Consider the following 17,587-nt stretch of genomic DNA (forward strand, 5'->3'; position numbering starts at 1 on the left):
CTTACAGCACGCCAACGAATCAGGCGCTATCGGTCAGAAATAAAGCATAGATTCGCACGATGTACTGCCGCCCCATGAGAACTCAAGCGAAGCGGATGTATTCCAAATCTGTTTAAAAAACGACCAGAAGCGGCTGGACTGCACGGGATACTGATCAATACTTCATCTGTCGGTGTGACATCTCCCCCAAGTGACACACCGATATGGGTACCAACGGACCGCGTATCCTTGTTTACTCCTAATGGTCTTAGCCCGGATTCACCCCCCAGAACCCGGGTTTTTTTTGCCTGGGATTCAGCGAACGTGGGCCAGCGGGAACAGACGCTTGAAGTTGGCGGTGGTCTGCTCGGCAAAACGCTCCACCGACTCGCCGCGCAGCATTGCCAGGTAATCCGCCACATCCCGCACATATTCCGGCAGGTTGGGTTTGCCGCGATGGGGGATCGGCGCCAGGTAGGGTGAGTCGGTCTCGACCAGCAAGCGATCGGCTGGCACCTGGCGCGCCACGTCCCGCAGGGCCTCGGCGTTGCGGAAGGTGACGATGCCCGACAAGGAAATATAGAACCCCAGGTCGAGGGCCGCCTTGGCCATCTCCCAGTCCTCGGTAAAACAGTGCAACACACCCGCCTGGGGTAGCGCCGCTTCACGCAGCAAGGCCAGGGTGTCGGCGCGGGCGCCGCGGGTATGCACGATCACCGGCTTGCCGGTCTGCTGCGCCGCTTGCAGGTGCAGGCGGAACGAGGCTTGCTGCAACTCGGCGGCTTCCGGCTCGTAGTGGTAGTCCAGGCCGGTCTCGCCAATAGCCACCACCCGCGGGTGATTGAGTTCGTCCAGCATCCACTCAAGGGCCGGGGCTTCACCGGGCTTGAGGTCCAGGGGGTGGATGCCCACCGAGCAATCCACATCGGCATAGCGTTCGGCCAGGGCCTTGACGTCGGCGGCGTTCTCGGCGCTGACGCCAATGCACAGGAAGTGCCCGACGCCACGCTGACGCGCAGCGTCGAGGGCAGCGTCCAGGGAGCCGTTGTGGGCGGCGAGGTCGAGGCGATCAAGGTGGCAATGGGAATCTACGAGCATAAGAAGTTACAACTTGCGTCACAGGAAGTGTCTGGCCGACAAAACATCCGTCGGCCCCGAAAATATCAACGTCGACCGAGCAGCCCGACCCACTGCACCAGCAGGGCCTCAAGCAGCAGCACCCGGTTCAGGTTGGCCTTGCCCAGCACCTTCTGGCGTTGGGCGAGGATCCAGTCCTGGATGTTCAATACCTTGTCCTGGGCACTTTTCTGCGCCAGGTATTGCACCACCTTGCGCATGTCCATCAAGCCCAGGCCGTTTTCGTCCTGGGTCAATTGGTAGCGCAGGATCAGGCTGGACCAGTCGCAGAACCAGTCAAACAGCAGCAACAGCGGCACGTCTTTCCAGCCTTCGGCCAACTGCGTGGCAGACTGCTCCTGCTTGAGCAGCTTCTTCACCCCGTCGACCACCAGCGCACGCTGCTCGCGTACGCCCTGGGCCTGCAGGCTGACCGCTGCCAAGGGCGAGCCGGCTGCCAGGGTCAGCAATTCGACCCGCTCCTGCTCAGTGCATTCGGGCAAGGCCTGGCCCAGCCACTGCAAGCTCATGGCCTCGCTTGGCAGTGGGCAGGCCTGTTGCACGCAGCGACTGCGAATGGTCGGCAGCAGACGACTGGACTGGTGACTCACCAGCAACAACACCGTATCGCCAGAAGGCTCCTCAAGGCTCTTGAGCAAGGCGTTGGCGGCGTTGATATTCATCGACTCCACCGGCTCGATCAATACCACCTTGCGCCCGCCCATCTGCGCGGTCTGCACCACGAAGCTCACCAGGTCGCGCACCTGGTCGACCTTGATCGCCTTGTCCGCCTCCTCCGGTTCCAGCACGTAGTTGTCCGGATGGCTGCCGGCCTTGAGTAGCAGGCACGACTTACAGTGCCCGCACGCCTCCAGCCCTGCCGGCTGCTGGCAGAGCAGGCGGGCCATCAAGCGCTCGGCCAGGGCACGCTTGCCGATGCCTACCGGCCCATGGAGCAGATAGGCATGGGCGTGCTGGGCACGCCCGGCCAATTGCTGCCAGAGGCTGTCCTGCCACGGATAGGCTTCAGCCACGGTACAGCTCCAACAGTTTGGGGAGCAGCTCATCGATGGCCCGCTGCACCTGTTCCAGGGGCTGAGCGGCATCCAGCAGGCAGTAGCGCGACGGCGCGGCTTCGGCACGCTTGAGATAGGCCGCACGCACCGCCTCGAAAAAGGCTCGGCCTTCCAGCTCGAAACGATCCAGGCGACCACGGGCGCTGGCCCGGGCCAGGCCGATATCTACCGGCAGGTCGAAGACCAGGGTCAAGTGCGGGCGCAGGTCGCCTTGGACGAAGGTCTCCAGGGTCGCAATGCGCTCCAGGGACAGGCCGCGGCCAGCGCCCTGATAGGCGTAGGTGGAATCGGTGAAGCGGTCGCAGATCACCACCGCCCCCCGGGCCAGCGCCGGGCGAATCACTTCGGCCAAGTGCTGGGCACGGGCGGCAAATACCAGCAACAGCTCGGTGTCCGGGTGCATGACCTCGTCGCCAGTGGCCAGCAGCACCTCACGGATCTTCTCGGCCAGGGGCGTGCCGCCAGGCTCGCGGGTCAGCAGCACCTCGATACCTTCAGCCCGCAAGCGCTCGGCCAGGTATTCACGGTTGGTACTCTTGCCAGCGCCTTCCGGGCCTTCCAGGGTAATAAACAAGCCAGTCACAGGCAGTCCTTAGTCAGAGTCATTGCGGGCTTTGCGCGGGCGCAGCGTCAGGCGCGGCAGGCTCAACGGTGGTCGGCGCGGGTGCCGGGCTGGAGCGGTAATCGGCGCGGCGCTTGAGTTGGTACTCGCGCACCGCCGCGTTATGGGCGTCCAGGCTATCGGAAAAAATATGGCTGCCATCGCCCCGGGCCACGAAATACAGGCTGCTGCCCGGTACCGGATTCAACGCGGCATGAATCGCCTCGCGGCCAACCATGGCAATCGGCGTCGGCGGCAGGCCGCTGATCATGTAGGTGTTATAGGGTGTGGCTTCTTTCAGGTGCGCGCGCGTCAACTTGCCGTTGTAGCGCTCGCCCATGCCGTAGATCACCGTGGGATCGGTTTGCAGCAGCATGCCAATCTTCAGGCGCCGCACAAACACCCCGGCAATCTGCCCACGCTCTTCAGGCACGCCGGTTTCCTTCTCGACCAGCGACGCCATGATCAGCGCCTGGTAGGGGTCGGTATAGGGCGCATCCGGGGCACGTCGCTGCCATTCCTGGGCCAGTACGTCGTCCAGGCGGTTATAGGCTTTCTTCAGGAATTCGACATCGGTCATGCCGCGCACGAAACGGTAGGTATCGGGGAAGAACCGCCCTTCGGGGAACACGTCGGGATGGCCGATTTTTTCCATCACCTCAGTATCACTCAAGCCCGACAGGGTCTGCTCGATCTTTTCATGCTTGGCCAAGGCACTGCGTACCTGGCGGAAGTTCCAGCCCTCCACCAGGGTCAGGCTGTACTGCACCACTTCGCCACGCTGCCACAGGCCAATCAGGCCCTGGGCCGTCAGGCCTGGCGTCATGCGGTATTCGCCACTGTGCAGCGGTTGGCCGTCAAGGTTAAAGCGCCAGTAGAGACGCAGCCAAAAGGCATCCTCCAGCACACCGTCACTTTCCAGACGATTGAAAGTGCCCGTAGGGGTCGCGCCAGCAGCTACATCCAGCAATTGCTCCTGGGGCAGATTCAGCGGTTGCTTCAAGGCCGAGTTCAGCTTCCAGGCGGAAAAGCCCAATAGCAAACCCGCCAGGACCAGACCGATCTCCAGCAGCAATACAATTTTACGTCTCAAATCAAACACCCAATAGCGCGCGAACAATGCCTTGCAGTTTACGGGTGAGCGGCCCGGCCGACCAGCTCATTGGCCCACATCCAAGCACCGGCCAAATGCCATATACGCTATTGCAGACAAACACTTCGTCAGCCCGCTGCAGCTGCGCAAGGCTGATATCGGTCACGGTCGTGACGAGCCCCAACGCCTCGGCACGGGCCAACAGCTCGGCCCGCATGACGCCAGCCACACCACAGCGGCTCAGGTCGGCAGTCAGCAACTGGCCGTTATCCACCAGGAACAGGTTGCTGAACACGCCTTCGATGACGCGCCCGGACATATCCAGCATCAATCCTTCCGCGTGATCGGCATCCTGCCACTCGGCGCGAGCCAGGACCTGTTCAAGGCGATTGAGGTGTTTGAGGCCGGCGAGCAAGGGTTGCTCGGACAAACGCGTGGCGCATGGGAACAGGCGTACACCTGATGAACCGTGGGTCGGGGGATAGGTAGCAGGCGGGCTGCCTTGCAGGATACGGCGCACGGGTGCGCCTGCGTTGATGCCATACCCCCGCAGGCTATCGCCCCGGGTCAGGATCAATTTGAGCACGCCGTCACCGAGGGCCGCCGCATAGGCCAGTAACTCGTCGCGGATCAGTGCCTGATCAGCAACGAGCGCCAGGCGCCTGCAACCCTCGTCGAGGCGTTGCAGGTGGCGGTCGAGCAGCACGGGCTGCCCGGCCTTGACCGCGAGGGTTTCAAACAAACCATCGCCGTAGGCCAGGCCGCGATCTTTGAGCGGCACTGCGTCCGCTGGCTGACCGTCGACCCAGCTGCGCATTACTCGGCGAACCGGCGGAACACCAGGGAACCGTTGGTACCGCCAAAGCCGAACGAGTTGGACAGCACCACGTCGATCGGCATTTTCTGCGCCTCGTGAGGTACGAAGTTCAGGTCGCAGCCTTCATCCGGCTCATCCAGGTTGATGGTCGGCGGTGCGACCTGGTCCTTGATCGCCAGCACGCTGAAGATCGCCTCAACCGCACCTGCCGCACCCAGCAGGTGACCGGTCATGGACTTGGTGGAACTGACCGCCAGCTTGTAGGCGTGCTCGCCGAACACCGACTTGATGGCCTGCGCTTCCGCCAGATCGCCAGTGGGTGTCGAGGTGCCGTGGGCATTGATGTACTGCACTTGATCGCCATTGATCTTCGCATCGCGCAACGCATTGCTGATGCAGCGCGCAGCACCTGCGCCGTCGGCGGGTGGCGACGTCATGTGATACGCGTCGCCACTCATGCCAAAACCGATCAACTCGGCATAGATCGTTGCGCCGCGCGCTTTGGCGTGCTCCAGCTCTTCGAGGACCAGGGCACCGGCACCGTCGGACAGTACAAAGCCATCACGGCCCTTGTCCCACGGACGACTGGCGCGGGTTGGCTCGTCATTGCGCGTCGACAGCGCACGGGACGCGCCGAAGCCGCCCATGCCCAGGCCACAGGCGGCCATTTCGGCGCCACCGGCAATCATCACGTCCGCCTCGTCATAGGCGATATTGCGCGCCGCCATGCCGATGCAGTGAGTGCCCGTGGTGCACGCCGTGGAAATGGCGTAGTTAGGCCCCTGGGCACCCAGATGGATGGACAGGAAACCGGAAATCATATTGATGATCGAGCCCGGGACGAAGAACGGTGAAATTCGACGAGGGCCGGATTCGTGCAGCGTGCGGCTGGTTTCTTCGATATTGGTCAAACCGCCAATACCCGAACCCATGGCCACGCCGATGCGCTCACGGTTGGCATCGGTGACTTCCAGGCCAGCATTACGCACTGCCTGAAAACCGGCTGCCAGGCCGTATTGAATGAACAGGTCGAGTTTGCGGGATTCCTTGATCGAGAGATATTCCTCGACATTGAAGCCCTTTACCGAGCCGCCAAAACGGGTGGAATAGGCAGAAAGGTCCGTATGCTCAATCAGACCAATACCACTGTGGCCAGCCAGAATGCCCTGCCAACTGCTCGGCACATCCGTGCCCAGTGGCGACAACATACCCATACCGGTGACTACGACGCGTCTACGCGACACAGCACTCTCCTTTTTCTTGATGACGACACTTTGCATCAAACCTAAAGAAAAAACCGCACGCCGTTATAGCAGTGCGGTTTTTCCCAACAGCAAGCGACGACTACAAATTACTTGTCGTTGTGAGCAGTAACGTAGTCGATAGCAGCTTGAACAGTAGTGATTTTTTCAGCTTCTTCGTCCGGGATTTCGGTCTCGAATTCCTCTTCCAGAGCCATCACCAGCTCAACGGTGTCAAGGGAGTCGGCACCCAGGTCTTCAACGAAGGAAGAAGTGTTTTTCACTTCATCTTCTTTAACGCCCAGTTGCTCGGCAACGATTTTCTTGACGCGCTCTTCGATGGTGCTCATACCTTGTTTTCACTCCTAATGGACAAATTCAGGCAGCTGGCCAGTGGGTAAGTGTATAGAAAGGCTTTTCAGCTTTTCAACTGAAAGCTTCACCCTCGTACCCTACCGACCACCTGTCTATAAATAGATTGCAGCTTTATAACGGATTTTAGACAGCTCGTATGACATTTTTTTGAAGCGATCCGTCACAATTTAACTCATGTACATCCCGCCGTTCACCGGGATTGTAGCCCCAGTCACGTATGCCGCACCGTCAGATGCCAGGAAAGAGACCACATTGGCGATCTCTTGAGCCTGGCCCAGACGACCCAGCGGAATTTGCGTCAGCAACGCTTCACGCTGCGCTTCTGGCAGTTCGCGGGTCATATCGGTGTCGATGAACCCTGGAGCCACCGAGTTGACCGTAATCGACCGCGAGCCGACTTCACGCGCCAGGGCACGGCTGAAACCTTCCAGGCCGGCCTTGGCAGAGGCGTAGTTTACTTGGCCTGCGTTGCCCATGGCACCCACTACGGAGCCAATATTGATAATTCGCCCCCAACGCGCCTTGGTCATGCCGCGCAAAACACCCTTGGACAGGCGAAACAGACTGTTCAGGTTGGTATCGACCACGTCGTACCACTCGTCGTCTTTCATGCGCATCATCAGGTTGTCACGGGTGATACCGGCGTTGTTCACCAGAATAGCCGGCGTACCGAATTGTGCGGTGATCTCGGCAAGCACGGCAGCCACGGACTCATCGCTGGTCACGTTGAGCTCCAGGCCGGTGCCCTGCACGCCGTTTTCCTTGAGGGTCGCGGCGATACGCTCGGCGCCCGAGGCGGAGGTGGCAGTACCAATCACTACCGCGCCCTGACGGCCCAGTTCCAGGGCAATCGCCTGGCCAATGCCACGGCTTGCGCCGGTAACCAGTGCAACTTTACCTTGCAGACTCATGCAGGCTTCTCCTTAGTTCAGGCCAGTGCGGCGCGGGCGGCTGCGAAGCCATCCGGGGTATTGAGATTGGAAGTCGACACGCCTTCGGCGCAGCGCTTGTTGAGACCGGCCAGGACTTTGCCCGGGCCACACTCAACCAGTTGGATCGCGCCCTTGGCAGCCAGGGTCTGCACGGATTCAACCCAGCGCACCGGCTTGTACAGTTGCTCCAGCAGGTCGCGCTTGAGGGTTTCCAGGTCCGGTGCCACGTCGGCGCTGACGTTTTGCACCAGCGGGATCTGCGGTGCCTGCCAGTTGATGGCGGCGACGGACTCAGCAAAACGCTCGGCCGCCGGGCGCATCAGTTCGCAGTGGGACGGTACGCTGACCGGCAGCGGCAAGGCACGCTTGGCCCCACGGGCCTTGCAGCCTTCGATGGCACGCTCAACTGCAGCCTTGGCACCGGCGATCACCACCTGGCCAGGGGAGTTGAAGTTGACCGCGCTGACCACTTCGCCCTGGGCCGCTTCGGCACAGGCTTCGATCACCACCGCGTCGTCCAGGCCCAGGATCGCGGCCATGCCGCCCTGCCCGGCCGGAACCGCCTCTTGCATCAGTTGGCCACGGCGCTCTACCAGCTTGACCGCTTCAGCCAGGGTCAGGCTGCCTGCCGCAACCAGGGCGCTGTACTCGCCCAGGCTGTGACCGGCAACAAAAGCCGGGCGTGCGCCGCCTTCGGCCAGCCAAACGCGCCACAGCGCGATGGACGCCGTCAGGATGGCCGGCTGGGTTTTATCGGTTTGATTGAGCAGTTCTTCCGGACCGTCCTGGGTCAATGCCCAGAGGTCGTAGCCCAAGGCCGCGGAAGCTTCCTTGAATGTTTCCAGGATCAGCGGGTATTGCGCGCCCAGCTCGGCCAACATGCCGAGGGACTGCGAACCCTGCCCTGGAAAGACGAATGCGAGGGATGTAGACATGTAACAAGCCCCTAATGATCTGGTCGTCGGTGAATTGACGCCCCACAGCTGGGAGCGCAAGAAACTGACAGATTGGATGGTCAATTGAACTGGCCGGTCACATTTAAGCATTCCCGGCCCGATTCGCCTAAGGCAACAGATCCTCAAGACGGCCATGCAAGCGTTGCGGCAGGTTCTCCTGGATCTCGATCAGCGCGCGCGCAATAGCACTCTGAAAGCCCTGGACACCTGCAGAACCGTGGCTTTTTACCACAATACCCTGCAGACCGAGGAAGCTTGCGCCGTTATGCCGCGCCGGGGCCAGGTCCGCCTGCAAGCGCCGCATCAACGGCAACGCCAGGGCACCCACCAGCCGCGAAGCCAGATTGCGCTTGAACAACGCCTCGATCCGCGCAGCAATCATCGTAGCCAGGCCTTCGCTGGACTTAAGCAGGATATTTCCGACAAACCCGTCACAAACCACCACATCGGCCTCGCCACGATATAACCCATCGCCTTCGACAAACCCGATGTAATTCAAGCCCCGCGCCTGCTGCAACAGGCTAGCGGCCAACTTGACCTGCTGGTTGCCCTTGATATCCTCGGTGCCGATGTTCAGCAAGGCCACCCGTGGCCGCACCACACCCAGCGCCTCGGCCGCGACCGAGCCCATCAGGGCAAAGTGCAGCAGGTGCTCGGCGCTGCAATCGACATTTGCCCCCAGGTCCAGCAACTGGCAATAGCCACCCTGCGTCGGAATCGCCGCGACCATCGCCGGCCGATCAATACCCGGCAGGGTTTTCAGCACATGCCGCGACAGCGCCATCAAGGCCCCGGTATTGCCAGCGCTGACACAGGCCTGGACCTTGCCATCGCGCAGCAACTCAAGCGCCACGCGCATTGACGAATCAGGTTTGCCACGCAGGGCCTGGGCCGGCTTTTCATCCATGCCGATGGTTTCGCTGGCCGGCATTATTGTCAGGCGCGCGCGATCCACAGCCGGATGACTGGCAATCAGTTCTTCAAGAAGGGAAGGTTGACCGACGAGGGTCAGGTGCAGCGAGGGCGTAGCAGACAGGCTGGCAATGCATGCCTGGACAATGCTGCGGGGACCGAAGTCCCCGCCCATTGCGTCAATCGCGATGACTTGAGCAGACAAGTGATTACTCGTCAGCGCCCTTGTCGATCACTTTACGGCCACGGTATACGCCTTCTGGCGATACGTGGTGACGCAGGTGAACTTCACCAGTGGTTTTTTCTACAGACAGAGTGCTTGCCGTCAGGGCATCGTGCGAACGACGCATGTCACGGGCAGAGCGGGATTTTTTGTTCTGCTGAACAGCCATAATTGATTAACTCCTAAACGTTTGGGTCACGCTTTAACTGCGCCAATACACTGAACGGGTTGGACCGCGTTACCTCGTCCTCGCTCGGTTCGGACTCGTCATCGAGCCCCGCCGGCTGCTGGCATTCTTCCGGATGATGAGCAGGCACAATGGGCAAGGCGAGCAAAAGCTCCTCCTCGATCAGTGCATGCAGATCCAAAGGATCTTCGCCCAGTTCCAGCACGTCATAACCTTTCGGCAACGACTGGGTATTCGCACCCTCTTTCACCACAGCATAACTGCATTCGCTGTGGATCGGCAGGGTGACCAGCTCAAGACAACGCTGGCAAACCATTTTGACCTCGGTGTCGATAAAGCTGTGGATTACCACAGATTTACGTTCATCTCGCTCAAAAACGAATTTAGCCTGCACCGTACCGACAGTGTCGGAAAGCGGGTCGCAGAGTCTCTCCAAATCGGCCAGCAACACTTCACCTTGGAGGGTGGTGCCACGATCAGCCAATTTGCGCGGGTCAACGTGAGGTGGAATCGGGTCATTCAACATAGGCGCAGCATTATAGGGATGCACCCGCCCATGTCAAAGGAAATTCAGCCCTGTGCGCCAGACTGTCCGCTCGCTAGAATCCGCGACTGCCTTGAGGAGAGCCACATGTTGCCTTTATTACTCGCTTCCAGCTCGGTTTATCGCCGAGAACTGTTGAACCGCCTGCATCTGCCGTTCATCTGCAGCTCTCCGGATATCGACGAAAGCCATCGCATAAATGAGTCCGCGATCGACCTGGTCAAGCGCCTGGCCGAAGAGAAAGCCCGCGCCCTGGCCGGCAGCCATCCAGGGCACCTGATCATCGGTTCGGACCAGGTGGCGACCCTGGACGGCCAGATCATCGGCAAGCCCCACACCTTTGAAAGGGCCCGCGAGCAATTGCTGGCGGCCAGCGGCAGACAGGTCAGCTTCCTGACCGGCCTGGCCCTGCTCAATAGCGACACCGGGCACTGCCAGGTGGACTGCATCCCCTTCACCGTCACAATGCGCCAATTGGCACCGGCACAGATCGAGCGCTACCTGCGGATTGAGCAGCCCTACGATTGCGCTGGCAGCTTCAAGGCCGAGGGACTGGGAGTGAGCCTGTTTCAGAGCACCGCAGGGCCAGACGCCACCAGCCTCATCGGCCTACCGCTGATCCGCCTGGTGGATATGTTGCTGGCCGAAGGCGTGCAAATCCCCTGAGAGCCCCACAAAAAACAATGTGGGAGCCGGGCTTGCCCGCGATTGCGGCCTGTCAGCAACCCATTGGCTGGCTGATCCACCGCAATCGCGGGCAAGCCCGCTCCCACATTTTGAGCTATGCCAATCGCGAGATCAGCGCAAGGCCGGCCCCTGGAAGCCCATGTACAGCGCCAGTTTCTCCGCCACACTGGCCCCCAGCTTCTTGGAGAAACGGTCGAACGGCGATTCCTGGACGGTAAAGTCCACCAATTCCTTCTCGCCAATCACATCCCGCGCCACTGAACTGGCACTGCCCAGACCATCAATCAAGCCCAGCGGCAATGCCTGCTCACCCGACCAGATCAGGCCCGAGAACAACTCCGGATGTTCTTTATCCTTGAGCCGCTCACCGCGCCCCTGCTTGACGCTGGCAATGAACTGGCGATGAGTGGTGTCGAGCACGCTCTGCCAGAACTGGGTTTCGTCAGCCTTTTGCGGCTGGAACGGGTCAAGGAACGACTTGTGCTCCCCGGAGGTGTAGGTACGACGCTCAACCCCCAGCTTCTCCATTGCCCCGACAAAACCGTAGCCGGCCGCCGTCACGCCAATGGAACCCACCAGACTGGCCTTGTCGGCGTAGATCTGGTCGGCGGCGCTGGCGATGTAATAGGCACCCGAGGCGCCCAGGTCAGAGATTACCGCGTACAGCTTGGTCTCTGGATGCAAGGCACGCAGCCGGCGAATCTCGTCATAGACGTAACCCGACTGCACCGGACTGCCGCCAGGGCTATTGATGCGCAACACCACGCCCTTGACCTTGGGATCCTCGAAGGCCGTGCGCAAGCTGCTGACGATATTGTCGGCACTGGCGGACTCCTTGTCGGCAATCACCCCGCTCACCTCGATCAACGCGGTATAGCTACCACTGCGGGCGGCGCTTTTTTCCATATCGACCAAAGGACTGAACAACACCAGCATGCCAATCAGGTAGGTGAAGGTCAGGAGTTTGAAGAAGATCCCCCAGCGCCGGGCGCGGCGCTGTTCCTGGACGCCCGCCAGCAAGGTCTTTTCCAACAACTTCCAGCTTTTATCATCGCCATTGTCAGCACCGGACTTGGTCGGTGCCTTCCACTCATCGGTCATGCCATCTACCCCAGCAAAAACTTAATGGGCCTGGTTGAGCCAGGCGTGCAATTGCGAAAACCGATCAATCGTCAGTCGCGGCTCGTAAGCCTGCAAGGCTTCGGGGGACTGGGCGCCGTAGCTGACGGCAACACTGTCCATGCCGGCATTGCGCGCCATCAACAGATCGAACGAAGCATCGCCGACCATCAGCGACTCACGGGCAGACACGCCGCAATGGGCCATGATCTGCTCCAGCATCAATGGATGGGGCTTGCTCGCGGTTTCATCGGCAGCGCGGGTGACGTCGAAATAGTCTTCCCAACCATTGGCCTTGAGCACCCGATCCAGGCCACGCCGGGCTTTGCCGGTGGCCACGGCCAGGTGATAGCCCTGCTCACGCAATGCCGCCAACGACTGCACCACCCCTTCAAACAAAGGCGAAGGCTCGGACTCAAGGGCAATGTAGTGATCGGCGTAATGCTCGCGAAACGCCACCAGCTCACTGTCAGCGATCTGCGGGTACAAGGTGCGAATGGCTTCGGGCAATCCCAGGCCAATAATGCCCTTGACCGCCAGATCACTGCACAGCTCGAAGCCGGAACGGGTCGAGGCCACGTGCATGGACTCGACAATCCGACCAATGGAATCGCACAGGGTGCCATCCCAGTCAAAAATCAGCAGCTTGTAGTCAGGGCGCGACACTCAGGCGCTCCACGGTCTTGGCCCACATCTCATCCACAGGGGCCTGCAATTTCAATTCGCCACCATCGGGCAATGGCACCGTCAGCATGTAGGCATGCAGGAACAGGCGTTTGCCGCCAAGGTCACGAATCTCCTTGGAGAAACCCTCGTCGCCGTACTTGGTATCGCCCGCAATACAGTGACCCGCATGCAGGGTATGCACACGAATCTGATGGGTACGCCCGGTCACCGGCTTGGCCTCGACCATGGTTGCGAAGTCACCGAAGCGCCGCAGCACCTTGAACAGGGTCAGCGCCTCCTTGCCCTCCTCGTCTACCTCGACCATGCGCTCGCCGGAGCGCAGGTTGCTCTTCTGCAACGGTGCCCGCACGCTCTTGATCGAAGATGCCCAGTTGCCACGCACCAGGGCCATATAGCGCTTGTCCACACCATCGCCGCGCAGGGCGGTATGCAGGTGACGCAACATGCTGCGCTTCTTGGCAATCATCAACAGGCCGGAGGTGTCGCGGTCCAGGCGATGGACCAGTTCCAGCTCCTTGGCATCCGGACGCAACTGACGAAAGGCTTCGATCACCCCGAAATTCAGGCCGCTACCGCCGTGCACCGCAATGCCGCACGGCTTGTTGATCACGATCAGCTTGTTGTCTTCGAAGACAATCGACGCTTCAAGGCGCTGCAACAGGCCCTGGGCCAGCGGCACAGGCTCGTCACGCTCAGGCACGCGAACCGGCGGCACCCGGACGATATCGCCCGCCTGCAGCTTGTACTCAGGCTTGATCCGGCCCTTGTTCACCCGCACTTCGCCTTTACGCAAAATGCGATAAATCAAGGTCTTGGGCACGCCCTTGAGCCTGGCCAGAAGAAAATTGTCGATGCGTTGGCCGGCATATTCCGGCGAGACCTCAAGCAGCTGGACGCTGGGGGTCGGGGGGGTGGTAGTCGTCATGTCGGGAATGATAACAATTTTTTATGGAATTGAAGCACTTAATCATTGCTGCTATAGTCGCGAACGCCGCCAAAAGCGGCCTGGACAGAGGACTCGCGACAAACTGCCGCCCCTGACCATCGCAATTCATCAGGACGCGAGGCCGTCCTACGGGGCTCTTGCCACACTGGAAGGCTCAAGATTGTAACAAGCGCAGGTGACATGAGGCCTGAAGCGAGTGCAAGAAACAGAGTGATTACTCGTCTCTTGCGCCGATATTTACGGCCAGTTCACAAAGTGCAGTCAGTCTTGTACCAGACCACGGCGAATGCTTCGGAAACAACGCCTGTTATTAGCCATGAGCGTGAACTCCCCATTGGAGAACACGGTAAATGCCAACCCGCTGCGGATTCTGCGCGCGGCAGCACCCGAATTATCAGGGATACGTGTAGGGTGGAGATGCACAACCGTCGGACTGTGTAGCACTAGGCTTATATTTAGACGCTTCATCTCGTCCACAGTCGCCGGTTGATTCCTCCTCCTGACTGAGTGCTTATTAAGTCACCACAGCAAGCAGGACGCGTAAGTCGCGATACCAGCCCAATTGGCCGGTATTGCTGGACACTGGAGTGGCCAACCACTCTTGACGCACCTGACACCGACCGTGAGAAGTCGTGTGTGCCGAACGCCGTTTCCGGCAGCCCGGAAACCGACGGTACAACATGAAAAGAATGCTGATTAACGCAACTCAACCCGAAGAGTTGCGTGTTGCACTGGTAGATGGCCAACGCCTCTACGACCTGGACATCGAGTCCGGTGCACGCGAGCAGAAGAAGGCCAACATCTATAAAGGCCGGATTACTCGCATCGAGCCAAGCCTTGAGGCTGCCTTTGTCGATTTTGGCTCTGAGCGCCATGGCTTCCTGCCCCTCAAAGAAATCTCCCGCGAATACTTCAAGAAAGCCCCTGAAGGCCGCGTGAACATCAAGGACGTCCTGAGCGAAGGCCAGGAAGTCATCGTCCAGGTCGAAAAAGAAGAACGTGGCAACAAGGGCGCCGCCCTGACCACTTTCATCAGCCTGGCTGGCCGTTACCTGGTCCTGATGCCGAACAACCCGCGTGCCGGCGGCATCTCCCGTCGCATCGAAGGCGAAGAGCGCAACGAACTGCGTGAAGCGCTGAACGGCTTGATCGCTCCGGCCGACATGGGCCTGATCGTGCGCACTGCCGGCCTTGGCCGCAGCAGCGAAGAAATGCAGTGGGACCTCGATTACCTGCTGCAACTGTGGACCGCTATTAAAGAAGCATCCCTGGACCGCTCCGCGCCATTCCTGATCTATCAGGAAAGCAACGTGATCATCCGCGCCATCCGCGACTACCTGCGCCAGGACATCGGCGAAGTGCTGATCGACAGCGTTGAAGCACAGGACGAAGCCCTGACCTTCATCCGCCAGGTGATGCCGCAGTACGCCAGCAAGATCAAGCTGTACGAAGACAGCGTACCGCTGTTCAACCGCTTCCAGATCGAAAGCCAGATCGAAACCGCCTTCCAGCGCGTGGTCGAACTGCCGTCCGGCGGCTCCATCGTGATCGATCCGACCGAAGCCCTGGTGTCCATCGACATCAACTCGGCGCGCGCCACCAAAGGCAGCGACATCGAAGAAACCGCGTTGCAGACCAACCTGGAAGCAGCCGAAGAAATCGCGCGCCAACTGCGCCTGCGTGATATCGGCGGCCTGATCGTGATCGACTTCATCGACATGACCCCGGCCAAGAACCAGCGCGCCGTGGAAGAAAAAGTCCGCGAATGCCTGGAAGCCGACCGCGCCCGCGTACAGGTTGGCCGTATCTCGCGCTTCGGCCTGCTGGAAATGTCCCGTCAGCGCCTGCGTCCATCCCTGGGCGAAAGCAGCGGCATCGTCTGCCCGCGTTGCAACGGCACCGGCATCATCCGTGACGTTGAATCGCTGTCCCTGGCGATCCTGCGCCTGATCGAAGAAGAAGCCCTGAAAGACCGCACCGCCGAAGTACGCGCACAAGTGCCGATCCCGGTTGCAGCTTTCCTGCTCAACGAAAAACGCAACTCAATCACCAAGATCGAACTGCGCACCCGTGCCCGTATCGTGATCCTGCCGAACGATCACCTCGAGACGCCGCACTTCGAAGTCCAGCGCCTGCGTGATGACAGCCCGGAAGCCCACAGCGGCCAGTCCAGCTACGAAATCGCCGCTGCCGCTGCCGAAGTCGAAGAAGTCCAGCCAGCCGCCGCAACCCGCACCCTGGTGCGCCAGGAAGCCGCGGTCAAGACCGCACCGGCCCGTGCCAACGCACCGGTACCGACTGAAGTCGCCGCCCCGGTGGCCGCGCCTGCCGTCCTGCCGGAGCCAAGCCTGTTCAAGGGCCTGGTGAAGTCGCTGGTCAGCCTGTTCGCCACCAAGGAAGAGCCTGTTGCTCCAGCCGTGGTCGAGAAGCCAGCCGCTGAACGCCCTGCCCGCAACGAAGAGCGTCGCAACGGTCGCCAGCAGAGCCGTAACCGCAACGGTCGCCGTGACGAAGAGCGCAAGCCTCGCGAAGAACGTGCACCGCGTGAAGAGCGCGCACCCCGTGAAGAGCGCCAGCCGCGCGAAGCCCGTGAAGAAACCCCGGCCGTAGCCCGTGAAGAACGTGCTCCGCGCGAAGAGCGTGCACCACGTGAAGAACGCGCACCCCGTGCCCCTCGCGCCCCGCGTGAAGATCGCAAGCCACGTGGCGAGCGTGAAGAACGTGTACGTGAACTGCGTGAACCTTTGGACGCAGCCCCAGCTGTTGCCGCCGTAGCAACTGATGTCGCGACTGAAGAACGCCCGGCCCGCCAGCCCCGTGAAGAACGCGCTCCACGCCCACCGCGTGAAGAGCGTCAACCACGCGCCGAGCAGGCTGCCGCAGCCAGCGAAGAAGAACTGCTGAACAACGACGAACAGCCACAGGAAGATGGCCAGGACAACGCCGAAGGCGATCGCCCACGCCGCCGCTCCCGTGGCCAGCGTCGCCGCAGCAACCGCCGTGAGCGTCAGCGTGACGCCAACGGCAATGTGATCGAAGGCTCGGAAGAGACCGGCGAAGCCACTGAAGAAAGCGCCAACAACGAACCGACCAGCACCGAACTGGCTGCTGGCCTGGCCGTTACCGCTGCAGTTGCCAGCTCGGTCATCAGTGCACCTGCCGAAGCCGAAGCCAACCAGCAGGCCGAACGTGCCACCGCTGCCGTGCAGGAAACTGCCGCAGTTGAAGCACCGGTTGTCGAAGCCACCACCGTGGTCGAAGCACCTGCCGCTGTAGAAGTTGAAGTTGCACCGGTCCGCGAAGCCCAGCCTGAAGCCGAAGTAGTGGCTGCACCTGCAATCGTGGTTGAGCCCCAGCCTGTGGTCGAAGCTGTTGTCGAAGCGCCAGCCGCTGAAGCAACCCCAGAAGTGCGTGAAGTTCGCGAAGAACAGACCGCCTTCCAGTGGACTGCCGAGCCGGCCGTCGTCGCCGAAGCACCTGCCCCGGCACCGGTAGAAGAAGCTCCAGCACCGGTTGCTGAAGTGGTTATCGCCGAACCAGCGGTGGTTGCAGAACCGGTTGTGGTTGCCGAACCTGCTCCGGTGGTTGTGGAAACCCCAGTGGTTGCCGAAGTGGTCGCCCCGGTGGTTGAAGCCCCTGTCAGCGCCCTGACCGAAAACGGCCGTGCGCCTAACGACCCGCGTGAAGTGCGTCGTCGCAAGCGTGAAGCCGAGCGTCTGCAGAAAGAAGCCGAAGCAGCAGCAGCGGCGGCCCCGGCCGTCGTCGAAGCGGTTGCGCCAGCACCGGCCATCGAAGCAGAAGTTGAGCACACTGCCCCAACCATCGACGAGAACCTGCGTTCCGTTGAAGAAGTGGTAGAGCACAACCCAAAAGCCCTGGAAGAAGAGCACGAGCCTAAACCCCTCGCCTGATTCCAACGGCAATTAAAAAGCCCCGCCTGAGCAATCAGGCGGGGCTTTTTTATGCGACATGTGGGAGATTCTATGGTTTTGGGGAAGCCCCCAAAACCGCTTTTGACTGGTATTCGCTCAGGTTTTTCATGAGCGAAAAGGCGATGCGCGCCAGCTTGCGGCCAATGATGACCAGGGCTTGAGTC

Annotated in this window: 17 protein-coding genes; 2 read left to right on the plus strand and 15 right to left on the minus strand. The window is 60.7% G+C overall.

All coding sequences use genetic code 11. The features are described from left to right. Positions 1–294 precede the first annotated feature (294 nt). The 12 genes from HBR94_RS07010 to HBR94_RS07065 form a co-directional block, all read right to left on the minus strand. The gene (locus tag HBR94_RS07010; protein ID WP_170044431.1) at positions 295–1,077 is read right to left on the minus strand and encodes a TatD family hydrolase; all 783 of its coding nucleotides are present in this window, start codon (positions 1,075–1,077) and stop codon (positions 295–297) included. 65 nt (positions 1,078–1,142) lie between these two features. After that, positions 1,143–2,129: a DNA polymerase III subunit delta' gene (locus HBR94_RS07015; protein ID WP_057439598.1), complete on the minus strand. Its 987-nt coding sequence runs from the start codon at positions 2,127–2,129 to the stop codon at positions 1,143–1,145. Further along, positions 2,122–2,754: a dTMP kinase gene (gene tmk, locus HBR94_RS07020; protein ID WP_057960391.1), complete on the minus strand. Its 633-nt coding sequence runs from the start codon at positions 2,752–2,754 to the stop codon at positions 2,122–2,124. Before tmk ends, HBR94_RS07015 begins: the two co-directional genes overlap by 8 nt. Before the next feature lie 19 nt (positions 2,755–2,773). After that, positions 2,774–3,865 (minus strand): endolytic transglycosylase MltG, encoded by a 1,092-nt coding sequence (mltG, locus tag HBR94_RS07025; RefSeq protein WP_057960418.1) that lies wholly within the window; start codon positions 3,863–3,865, stop codon positions 2,774–2,776. Position 3,866: 1 nt separating this feature from the next. Further along, positions 3,867–4,682 carry an aminodeoxychorismate lyase gene (gene pabC / locus HBR94_RS07030; protein WP_170044432.1) on the minus strand — a complete coding sequence of 272 codons (816 nt, stop codon included), beginning with the start codon at positions 4,680–4,682 and terminating at the stop codon, positions 3,867–3,869. Continuing rightward, positions 4,682–5,926 (minus strand): beta-ketoacyl-ACP synthase II, encoded by a 1,245-nt coding sequence (fabF, locus tag HBR94_RS07035; RefSeq protein ID WP_057960393.1) that lies wholly within the window; start codon positions 5,924–5,926, stop codon positions 4,682–4,684. Before fabF ends, pabC begins: the two co-directional genes overlap by 1 nt. A gap of 107 nt (positions 5,927–6,033) precedes the next feature. After that, the gene (acpP, locus tag HBR94_RS07040) at positions 6,034–6,273 is read right to left on the minus strand and encodes an acyl carrier protein (RefSeq protein WP_057439601.1); all 240 of its coding nucleotides are present in this window, start codon (positions 6,271–6,273) and stop codon (positions 6,034–6,036) included. 192 nt (positions 6,274–6,465) lie between these two features. Next, positions 6,466–7,209, minus strand: a complete 744-nt coding sequence (gene fabG, locus HBR94_RS07045; RefSeq protein ID WP_057439602.1) for a 3-oxoacyl-ACP reductase FabG — start codon at positions 7,207–7,209, stop codon at positions 6,466–6,468. Between the two features lie 17 nt (positions 7,210–7,226). Continuing rightward, a complete protein-coding gene (fabD, locus tag HBR94_RS07050) occupies positions 7,227–8,165 on the minus strand; it encodes an ACP S-malonyltransferase (protein WP_057444966.1) in 939 nt (312 codons plus the stop codon). A 127-nt stretch (positions 8,166–8,292) separates the two neighbouring features. Continuing rightward, positions 8,293–9,303, minus strand: coding sequence for a phosphate acyltransferase PlsX (gene plsX / locus HBR94_RS07055; RefSeq protein WP_081044296.1), 1,011 nt, complete (start codon positions 9,301–9,303; stop codon positions 8,293–8,295). Positions 9,304–9,307: 4 nt separating this feature from the next. After that, positions 9,308–9,490: a 50S ribosomal protein L32 gene (rpmF, locus tag HBR94_RS07060; protein ID WP_004371305.1), complete on the minus strand. Its 183-nt coding sequence runs from the start codon at positions 9,488–9,490 to the stop codon at positions 9,308–9,310. A gap of 13 nt (positions 9,491–9,503) precedes the next feature. Next, entirely contained in the window at positions 9,504–10,034 is a 531-nt protein-coding gene (locus tag HBR94_RS07065; protein ID WP_057960396.1) for a YceD family protein, read from the minus strand. A gap of 105 nt (positions 10,035–10,139) precedes the next feature. Between HBR94_RS07065 and HBR94_RS07070 the strand changes: the two genes are divergently transcribed. After that, positions 10,140–10,718 carry a nucleoside triphosphate pyrophosphatase gene (locus HBR94_RS07070; RefSeq protein WP_057960397.1) on the plus strand — a complete coding sequence of 193 codons (579 nt, stop codon included), beginning with the start codon at positions 10,140–10,142 and terminating at the stop codon, positions 10,716–10,718. 132 nt (positions 10,719–10,850) lie between these two features. On the opposite strand, the gene sppA is transcribed toward HBR94_RS07070, so the two are convergent. From sppA to rluC, 3 genes are read right to left on the minus strand one after another with little or no spacing between them, the layout of a single operon-like run. Further along, a complete protein-coding gene (sppA, locus tag HBR94_RS07075; RefSeq protein WP_057439606.1) occupies positions 10,851–11,840 on the minus strand; it encodes a signal peptide peptidase SppA in 990 nt (329 codons plus the stop codon). Between the two features lie 21 nt (positions 11,841–11,861). Then, on the minus strand, positions 11,862–12,524 hold the full coding sequence (locus HBR94_RS07080) for an HAD-IIIA family hydrolase (protein WP_057439607.1): 663 nt from the start codon (positions 12,522–12,524) through the stop codon (positions 11,862–11,864). Next, entirely contained in the window at positions 12,511–13,470 is a 960-nt protein-coding gene (gene rluC, locus HBR94_RS07085) for a 23S rRNA pseudouridine(955/2504/2580) synthase RluC (protein WP_005790558.1), read from the minus strand. The genes HBR94_RS07080 and rluC overlap by 14 nt, the downstream gene beginning before the upstream one ends. A 701-nt stretch (positions 13,471–14,171) precedes the next feature. Between rluC and rne the strand changes: the two genes are divergently transcribed. Further along, positions 14,172–17,402, plus strand: coding sequence for a ribonuclease E (gene rne, locus HBR94_RS07090; RefSeq protein WP_170044433.1), 3,231 nt, complete (start codon positions 14,172–14,174; stop codon positions 17,400–17,402). Positions 17,403–17,587 lie beyond the last annotated feature (185 nt).

Origin of the sequence: Pseudomonas sp. WS 5412 (assembly GCF_012985615.1) — a bacterium.
Classification (GTDB): Bacteria; Pseudomonadota; Gammaproteobacteria; order Pseudomonadales; family Pseudomonadaceae; genus Aquipseudomonas; species Aquipseudomonas shahriarae.